The organism is Streptomyces albus subsp. chlorinus (assembly GCF_013302895.1).
GTDB classification, from domain to species: Bacteria; Actinomycetota; Actinomycetes; order Streptomycetales; family Streptomycetaceae; genus Streptomyces; species Streptomyces chlorinus.
Genome location: NZ_VJOK01000001.1, coordinates 1,062,088 through 1,071,263, shown reverse-complemented (window position 1 = coordinate 1,071,263; position 9,176 = coordinate 1,062,088). Strand labels below are relative to the sequence as shown.

Annotated in this window: 6 protein-coding genes and 1 pseudogene; 5 read left to right on the top strand and 2 right to left on the bottom strand. The window is 71.5% G+C overall.

What is annotated here, in order from left to right; all coding sequences use genetic code 11:
• Positions 1–2,411, top strand: a 2,411-nt coding sequence (locus tag FM076_RS04925) for a RelA/SpoT family protein (RefSeq protein ID WP_243274305.1), incomplete at its 5' end; no start/stop codon positions are given.
• A gap of 141 nt (positions 2,412–2,552) precedes the next feature.
• On the opposite strand, the gene FM076_RS04920 is transcribed toward FM076_RS04925, so the two are convergent.
• Both FM076_RS04920 and FM076_RS04915 read right to left on the bottom strand, forming a co-directional pair.
• Positions 2,553–3,782 carry a DUF349 domain-containing protein gene (locus FM076_RS04920; protein WP_173868703.1) on the bottom strand — a complete coding sequence of 410 codons (1,230 nt, stop codon included), beginning with the start codon at positions 3,780–3,782 and terminating at the stop codon, positions 2,553–2,555.
• Positions 3,783–3,996: 214 nt separating this feature from the next.
• Complete coding sequence (locus FM076_RS04915) at positions 3,997–4,815, bottom strand: peptidylprolyl isomerase (RefSeq protein WP_173868702.1); 819 nt, start codon at positions 4,813–4,815, stop codon at positions 3,997–3,999.
• 173 nt (positions 4,816–4,988) lie between these two features.
• Here FM076_RS04915 and FM076_RS04910 point away from each other — a divergent pair, with 173 nt between their 5' ends.
• From FM076_RS04910 to FM076_RS04895, 4 genes and pseudogenes are all read left to right on the top strand, one after another.
• Positions 4,989–5,708, top strand: a complete 720-nt coding sequence (locus FM076_RS04910; RefSeq protein WP_173868701.1) for an MBL fold metallo-hydrolase — start codon at positions 4,989–4,991, stop codon at positions 5,706–5,708.
• Between the two features lie 10 nt (positions 5,709–5,718).
• Positions 5,719–6,981, top strand: coding sequence for a histidine--tRNA ligase (gene hisS / locus FM076_RS04905; RefSeq protein ID WP_173868700.1), 1,263 nt, complete (start codon positions 5,719–5,721; stop codon positions 6,979–6,981).
• Between the two features lie 90 nt (positions 6,982–7,071).
• On the top strand, positions 7,072–7,707 hold the full coding sequence (locus FM076_RS04900) for a vitamin K epoxide reductase family protein (protein WP_173868699.1): 636 nt from the start codon (positions 7,072–7,074) through the stop codon (positions 7,705–7,707).
• A 90-nt stretch (positions 7,708–7,797) separates the two neighbouring features.
• Positions 7,798–9,154: pseudogene (locus FM076_RS04895) on the top strand (replication-associated recombination protein A).
• The last annotated feature ends 22 nt before the right edge of the window (positions 9,155–9,176 follow it).

Below are 9,176 nucleotides of genomic sequence, written 5' to 3'. Positions count from 1 at the left end.
CCCCGAGCGCGACGGGCCGGGGCGGGAAGGGTGCCGAGAACGGCGCCAGGGAGCGTGTGGCGCCCGCGCGCAACGTCTCCGGGGTCTCGGGCCGGTCCGGCTCCTCCAACCGCGTACGGGCCCGTCTGGCGCGGCTCGGCGTGCAGCGTTCCAGTCCGTTCAATCCGGTGCTGGAGCCGCTGCTGCGGATAGTGCGCAGCAACGATCCGAAGATCGAGTCCTCGACGCTCCGCCAGATCGAGCGGGCCTACCAGGTCGCCGAGCGCTGGCACCGGGGCCAGAAGCGCAAGAGCGGCGACCCGTACATCACCCACCCGCTCGCGGTCACCACCATCCTCGCCGAGCTGGGCATGGACCCGGCCACGCTGATGGCGGGGCTGCTGCACGACACGGTGGAGGACACCGAGTACGGCCTCGACACCCTGCGCCGCGACTTCGGCGACCAGGTCGCGCTCCTCGTGGACGGCGTCACCAAGCTGGACAAGGTCAAGTTCGGTGAGGCGGCGCAGGCCGAGACGGTGCGCAAGATGGTCGTCGCCATGGCCAAGGACCCCCGCGTCCTGGTCATCAAGCTGGCCGACCGGCTGCACAACATGCGCACCATGCGCTACCTCAAGCGCTCCAAGCAGGAGCAGAAGGCCCGCGAGACGCTGGAGATCTTCGCCCCGCTCGCCCACCGGCTGGGCATGAACACCATCAAGTGGGAGCTGGAGGATCTCGCCTTCGCGATCCTCTACCCGAAGATGTACGACGAGATCGTCCGGCTGGTCGCGGAGCGGGCGCCGAAGCGGGACGAGTACCTGGCGCTGGTCACCGACGAGGTGCAGGCCGATCTGCGCGCCGCCCGCATCAAGGCCACCGTCACCGGGCGGCCCAAGCACTACTACAGCGTCTACCAGAAGATGATCGTCCGCGGCCGGGACTTCGCGGAGATCTACGACCTGGTGGGCATCCGCGTCCTGGTGGACACCGTGCGCGACTGCTACGCCGCGCTGGGCACCGTCCACGCCCGCTGGAACCCGGTTCCCGGGCGGTTCAAGGACTACATCGCGATGCCCAAGTTCAACATGTACCAGTCGCTGCACACGACGGTCATCGGGCCCGGCGGCAAGCCCGTCGAACTCCAGATCCGCACCTTCGACATGCACCGCCGCGCCGAGTACGGCATCGCGGCGCACTGGAAGTACAAGCAGCAGGCCGTCGCGGGCGCCTCCAAGGTCCGCACGGACGTGCCCAGGAGCGGCGGCAAGGGCGGGGCCGGCGACGACACGATCAACGACATGTCGTGGCTGCGCCAGCTGCTCGACTGGCAGAAGGAGACCGAGGACCCCGGCGAGTTCCTGGAGTCGTTGCGCTTCGACCTCTCGCGCAACGAGACCTTCGTCTTCACGCCGAAGGGCGATGTCATAGCGCTGCCCGCCGGTGCCACGCCGGTGGACTTCGCCTACGCGGTGCACACCGAGGTCGGCCACCGCACCATCGGTGCCCGCGTCAACGGCCGGCTCGTCCCGCTGGAGTCGACCCTCGACAACGGCGACACCGTCGAGGTCTTCACCTCCAAGGCGCCCGGCGCCGGCCCCTCGCGGGACTGGCTGGGCTTCGTCAAGTCGCCGCGCGCCCGCAACAAGATCCGCGCCTGGTTCACGCGCGAGCGGCGGGACGAGGCCATCGAGCAGGGCAAGGACGCCATAGCGCGGGCGATGCGCAAGCAGAACCTGCCCATCCAGCGCATCCTGACCGGCGACTCGCTGGTCACCCTCGCGCACGAGATGCGCTACCCGGACATCTCCGCGCTGTACGCGGCGATCGGGGAGGGCCACGTCTCCGCGCAGAGCGTCTGCCACAAGCTGGTGCAGGCACTCGGCGGCGAGGACGAGGCCAAGGAGGACATCGCCGAGACCGCACCGCCGATGCCGGCGCGCACCTCCCGGCGCCGGTCCCCGGCGGACCCGGGCGTGGTCGTCAAGGGCGCGGGCTCCGACGTGTGGGTCAAGCTGGCCCGCTGCTGCACGCCGGTGCCGGGCGACCCCATCATCGGGTTCGTCACCCGCGGCAACGGCGTCTCGGTCCACCGCACCGACTGCGTCAACGTGGACTCCCTCACCCGGGAGCCGCAGCGGATCCTCGACGTCGAGTGGGCGCCGACCCAGTCCTCCGTCTTCCTGGTCGCCATCCAGGTGGAAGCCCTGGACCGGTCCCGCCTGCTGTCGGACGTCACCCGCGTGCTGTCCGACCAGCACGTCAACATCCTGTCCGCGGCCGTCCAGACGTCCCGCGACCGGGTGGCCATCTCCCGCTTCACCTTCGAGATGGGCGACCCCAAGCACCTCGGACACGTGCTGAAGGCGGTGCGCGGCGTCGAGGGCGTCTACGACGTTTACCGGGTGACGTCGGCGCGGCGGCCGACATAGGGGCCGCCTGCGCGGCGGAGGCCGGGGACCGGGGGAGAAGCCCCCGGCCGCGGAGTCCGCCGCAGCGGTACGCGACCACGAGGGCGGGGCGGAATCGGTGACGGCCTCAGCCGCGGCGTTCCGCCGCCCCGCCCGGCACGGCTAGCCGCCGAACTCCTGGAGCCCCTTCAGCGCCTGGTCCAGCAGGGCCTGGCGCCCCTCCAGCTCCCGCTCCAGCTTGGCCGCCTTGGCGGCGTTCCCCGCGGCGCGCGCCTGGTCGATCTGGGCGCGGAGCTTGTCCACCGCGTCCTGGAGCTGACCCGCCAGCCCGGTGGCACGGGCGCGTGCCTCCGGGTTGGTGCGGCGCCACTCGGCCTCCTCGGCCTCCTGGATGGCCCGCTCGACGGCGTGCATCCGGCCCTCGACCCTGGGCCGGGCGTCCCGCGGGACGTGACCGATCGCGTCCCAGCGCTCGTTGAGGGCGCGGAAGGCGCTCCGGGCGGCCTTCAGATCGGTGACGGGCAGCAGCTTCTCCGCCTCGGCGGCCAGTTCCTCCTTGCGCGCGAGGTTCTCCCGCTGCTCGCTGTCGCGCTCGGCGAACACCTCGGCACGGGCCTGGAAGAAGACGTCCTGCGCGCCCCGGAACCGGGCCCACAGGTCCTCCTCGTGCTCCCGCTGCGCGCGGCCGGCGGCCTTCCACTCCTGCATCAGTTCGCGGTACCTGGCCGCGGTGGGGCCCCAGTCCCGCGAGTCGGAGAGCGCCTCGGCCTCGGCGACCAGCTTCTCCTTGCGCTGCCGCGCCTCCTCGCGCTGCGCGTCGAGCTGCGCGAAGTGCGCCTTGCGGCGCTTGGAGAACGCCGAGCGGGCGTGCGAGAAGCGATGCCACAGCTCGTCGTCGCTCTTGCGGTCGAGCCGCGGCAGGCCCTTCCAGATGTCCACCAGGGCCCGCAGCCGCTCACCGGCCGCCCGCCACTGGTCGCTCCGCGCCAGCTGCTCGGCCTCGGCGACCAGTTCCTCCTTGCGCTGCCGCGCCTCCTCGGACTGCCGGGCCTTGCGGGCCCTGCGCTCCTCGCGGCGCTTCTCCACCGTCTCGGTCAGGCCGTCGAGTCGTTTCCGCAGTGCGTCCAGGTCGCCCACGGCGTGGTGCGCGTCGATCTGCTCGCGCAGGTGCCCGATCGCGTTCTCGGCGTCCTTGGCCGGCAGGTCGGTGGTGTTCACCCGGCGCTCAAGCAGGTCGATCTCCACGACCAGACCGTCGTACTTGCGCTTGAAGTAGGCGAGGGCCTCGTCGGGTGAGCCCGCCTGCCACGACCCGGCGACCTTCTCGCCCTCGGCCGTACGCACGTACACAGTCCCCGCGTCATCGACGCGGCCCCACGGGTCGCTGCTCACAGCGCCTCCTCCACAAGATGCCCCAGAGGGGCGGTGCGGCCCCCCGGCATCGTCCACGGTTCTCGTCACAGCCAACATAGGCGACCGGCGCCCGTGCTGTCCGCATCCGGCGGGAGGCGAAATGCCCGGCCGGGGAGGTGGGCAGCGCGGCGACGGCCGGGGCACTCCTGCGGCCTCCGGCCGGGGGTGTCCGCACGGCCGGAGGCCGGGGCGGTCAGGACTTGCGGACCGTTGCCTTGTCGATCACCACGGTGGCGTTCGGCGGGCCGTCCCCCTGCGGGGAGCCCACACCGGCTCCGGCGATCTTCTTCAGCACCTTCATGCCGGCGTCGGAGACCTTGCCGAACGGCGTGTACTGGGGCGGCAGCTTGCTGTCCTTGTAGACGAGGAAGAACTGGCTGCCCGCGGTGTCCGGGCCGCTGTTGGCCATCGCGACGGTGCCGGCCGGGTAGGTGGCGCCCTTGAGGTTCTCGTCGTCGAGCTTGTAGCCGGGGCCGCCGCTGCCGCTGCCCGTCGGGTCGCCGCACTGCAGCACGTTGAGCGGCTGCGGCTCGGGGAGGGCGGTCATGCGGTGGCACGGGGTGTGGTCGAAGTACTTCTCCCGGGCCAGGAAGGCGAAGGAGTTGACCGTGTGCGGTGCCTTGGCCGGGTCCATCTCGATGTCGATGTCCCCGCAGGTGGTCTCCAGCTCCATGGTGTACGAAGCCGACTTGTCGACTGTCATGGCCGGCTCCTTCTTCCACCGCTTGCCGTTCGGCTTGCCCTTGGCGGGCTTCTCGCAGGGGTCCGGCGCCTTGCTGGTGGGCGGGGCCGAGGGCGTCTCGGCGCTGTCCGCGCGGTCCTTCTTCCCCTTGTCGCCGTTCAGTCCGCCCGAGGCCGCGTACGCCCCGCCGGCGGCGAGGACGAGCACCACCCCGAGGGCTATCGCCGCGTTGCGTATCCGGGCCCGGCGGCGGGCCGCCGCCTGCCGCTGTAGATACCGCTCGTACTTCTCCCGGGCGAGCTGCTTCCTGCGCTGCTCACTGCTGACCACGGTCTCGTCTCCTTCGAGGCGTCGCACCTGCGGGGCCTCACGTACGGTATACGCCCCGCTTACGGGTTCGCCCCGCGTGGACCCGCGCCGGTAGGCTGAGGGCTGCCTGACCGGCGAACAGCCTGCTCGGCCGCTTCGCCACTCAGCCGCTGTCGGACGAATGAAGGACGATCGTGCTCGTAGCCGGGTTCCCCGCCGGGGCCTGGGGGACCAACTGTTATCTGGTCGCCCCCGCCGCCGGTGAGGAGTGCGTGATCATCGACCCGGGCCACCAGGCCGCACCGGGGGTCGAGGAGGCCGTCGCCAAGCACCGGCTCAAGCCGGTCGCGGTGATCCTCACGCACGGCCACATCGACCATGTCGCCTCGGTGGTCCCCGTCTGCGGCGCCCACGACGTACCCGCCTGGATCCACCCGGCCGACCGCTACATGATGAGCGACCCGGAGAAGGCGATGGGCATGAGCATCGGGCAGCCCCTGATGGGCGAGCTGACCGTGGGCGAACCGGACGACGTGCACGAGCTGTCCGACGGCAGCACGCTCAACCTGGCGGGTCTCGAGTTCGGCGTCGCGCACGCCCCCGGCCATACCAAGGGGTCGGTGACCTTCCGGATGCCCGAACAGGCCGACGTACCGCCGGTCCTCTTCTCGGGCGACCTGCTGTTCGCCGGCTCCATCGGACGCACCGACCTGCCCGGAGGCGACCCGGAGGAGATCCTCAGCTCGCTGGCGCGTGTATGCCTGCCGCTGGAGGACGAGACCGTGGTGCTGGCCGGGCACGGCCCCCAGACGACGATCGGCCAGGAGCGCGCCACCAACCCCTTCCTGCGGCAGGTGGCGGCGGCCGGGCCAGGCGGCGGCGCAGGCGGCGCCGCCCCGCGACGAGGATTGTGACGAGAAGCGAGTGAGCACTTTCAAGGCCCCCAAGGGCACCTACGACCTGCTGCCGCCCGACTCCGCGAGGTACCTCGCGGTGCGCGAGGCCATCGCGGCCCCGCTGCGCAGGTCCGGCTACGGGTACGTGGAGACGCCCGGCTTCGAGAACGTCGAGCTGTTCGCGCGCGGCGTCGGTGAGTCCACCGACATCGTGACCAAGGAGATGTACACCCTCATCACCAAGGGCGGCGACGAGCTGGCGCTGCGCCCCGAGGGCACCGCCTCCGTGCTGCGCGCCGCGCTGGAGGCCAACCTGCACAAGGCGGGCAACCTGCCGGTGAAGCTGTGGTATTCGGGTTCGTACTACCGCTACGAGCGTCCGCAGAAGGGGCGGTACCGCCACTTCTCGCAGGTCGGCGCCGAGGCGCTGGGCACCGAGGACCCCACGCTGGACGCCGAGCTGATCGTGCTGGCGTACGACGCCTACCGGTCGCTGGGGCTGCGCGGCTTCCGCCTGCTGCTCAACTCCCTGGGGGACCGCACCTGCCGGCCCGGCTACCGCGCGGCGCTCCAGGACTTCCTGCGCGGGCTCGACCTGGACGAGGACACCCGCGCGCGCATCGAGATCAACCCGCTGCGCGTGCTGGACGACAAACGCGAGAGCGTCCAGCGGCAGTTGGCCGGCGCGCCGATGATGCGCGACCACCTGTGCGAGGAGTGCAAGTCCTTCCACGAGGAGGTGCGCGCCCTGCTGAGCGAGGCGGGCGTCCCCTTCGAGGACGATCCGAGGCTGGTGCGCGGCCTCGACTACTACACGCGTACCACTTTCGAGTTCGTTCACGACGGCCTCGGCTCGCAGTCGGCCATCGGCGGCGGCGGCCGGTACGACGGGCTCTCCGAGATGATCGGCGGGCCCGCCCTCCCGTCCGTCGGCTGGGCGCTGGGCGTGGACCGCACGGTGCTGGCGCTGGAGGCCGAGGGGGTCGGGCTGGAACTGCCCGCGCCCACCGAGCTGTTCGCCGTACCGATCGGCGAGGAGGCCAGGCGCCGGCTCTTCCACCTGGTCACCCGGCTGCGCCGGGAGGGCGTCGCCGCCGATCTCGCCTACGGTGGCAAGGGCATGAAGAACGCCATGAAGTCGGCCAACCGCTCCGGGGCCCGCTTCGCGCTGCTGCTCGGGGAGCGCGATCTGGCCGAGGGCGTGGCCCAGCTCAAGGACCTGGCCAGCGGCGAGCAGACGCCGGTCGCACTCGATCGGGTGGTGGCCGAAGTGCGGACCAGGCTGCGGTGACGGCATTGCCGGTTGAGGCGGACGGCATCGCCGGTTGGGGCAGAATGAGCCCCGTACCGGCCGTGGATCGATGACGGGACGAAGAGGGCTATGACGACGACGGCACCCCCTGGCGAGGCGCACGTGGCTGCGGACACACCGAAGGGGGGTGCCGTCGGCGCGAGCCGGGCGTTCGGCTGGATGCTGATCGTCATGGGCGCCGCCGGACTGCTCGCGTCCTGGGTGATCACGCTCGACAAGTTCAAGCTCCTCGAGGACAAGAACTTCAAGCCGGCGTGCAGCATCAACCCCGTCGTCTCCTGCGGCAACATCATGGAGAGCGACCAGGCGTCCGCCTTCGGCGCCCCCAACCCCATGATCGGGCTGGTCGCCTACGGCATCGTCATCTGCGTGGGGGTGAGCCTGCTCACCCGTGTCGCCTTCCCGCGCTGGTACTGGCTGACGTTCAACGCGGGCTGCCTGTTCGGCGCCGGTTTCGTCACCTGGCTCCAGTACCAGTCGCTGTACGTCATCGGCAACCTGTGCCTGTGGTGCTGCCTGGCCTGGGTGGCGACCCTCGTCATGTTCTGGTACGTGACCGCGCACAACGTCCGCAGCGGATTCCTGCCCGCGCCCGCGGCGGTGCGCGGCTTCGCCGACGAGTTCCCCTGGGTGCTGCCGGTGCTGCACCTGGGAGTCATCGGCATCCTGATCCTCACGCGCTGGTGGGACTTCTGGACGAGCTGATGCCCGGCTCCCGTCCCGCAGCCGGTTCCGTGGCCGGGATCCACCGCGCGGGCGGGGCGTTTGTCGGTGGCCTGACTTAGGGTTTCGGGCGTGGAGCCCGATCTTTTCACCGCAGCAGCAGAGGACCGCCAGGCCAAGGACCCGTCCGCCAGCCCGCTCGCCGTCCGGATGCGTCCGCGCACCCTGGACGAGGTCGTGGGGCAGCAGCACCTGCTGCGTCCCGGCTCGCCGTTGCGCCGCCTGGTGGGGGAGGGCGGCGGCGGTCCGGCCGGCTCCTCCTCCGTGATGCTGTGGGGGCCGCCCGGCACCGGCAAGACGACCCTCGCGTACGTCGTCAGCCAGGCCACCGACAAGCGGTTCGTCGAACTGTCCGCGATCACCGCCGGGGTCAAGGAGGTGCGCGCCGTCATCGACGGCGCCCGCCGCTCCTCCGGCGCGTACGGCAAGGAGACCGTCCTGTTCCTGGACGAGATCCACCGCTTCAGCAAGGCGCAGCAGGACTCGCTGCTGCCCGCCGTGGAGAACCGCTGGGTCACCCTGATCGCGGCCACCACGGAGAACCCGTACTTCTCGGTGATCTCCCCGCTGCTGTCCCGCTCCCTGCTGCTGACGCTGGAGCCGCTCACTGACGAGGACCTGCGCGGGCTGCTGCGCCGCGCGGTCGCCGACGAGCGCGGCCTCGGCGGTCAGGTGACCCTGCCGGAGGACTCCGAGGCCCATCTGCTGCGCATCGCCGGCGGCGACGCCCGGCGTGCCCTCACCGCGCTGGAGGCGGCGGCGGGCGCGGCCCTGGCCAAGGGCGAGTCGACGGTGTCCCTGGACACCGTCGAGGAGGCCGTCAACCGCGCGGCCGTCAAGTACGACCGCGACGGGGACCAGCACTACGACGTGGCCAGCGCCCTCATCAAGTCGATCCGGGGCTCCGACGTGGACGCCGCCCTGCACTATCTGGCACGGATGATCGAGGCGGGGGAGGACCCGCGGTTCATCGCGCGGCGACTGATGATCTCGGCGAGCGAGGACATCGGTCTGGCCGACCCCACGGCGCTCCAGACGGCGGTGGCCGCCGCCCAGGCCGTCGCCATGATCGGCTTCCCGGAGGCGCGGATCACCCTCAGCCAGGCCACCGTCGCGCTCGCGCTGGCGCCCAAGTCCAACGCGGCCTACCTCGCCATCGACGCCGCCCTCGCGGACGTGCGGGCCGGTCATGCGGGGCCGGTCCCCTCCCATCTGCGGGGACAGCCACTACAAGGGCGCGCAGAAACTGGGGCACGGCAAGGGGTACCAGTACCCGCACGACATGCCGGGCGGGATCGCCGCCCAGCAGTACGCGCCGGACGCGGTGCACGGCAAGCGCTACTACGAGCCCACCCGCTACGGCGCGGAGGCCCGCTACGCGGATGTCGCGGAGCGGGTACGGGCACGGCTGCGCGGGGAGGGCGACTAGCGTGGCCCGGTGGCGGCCCCGG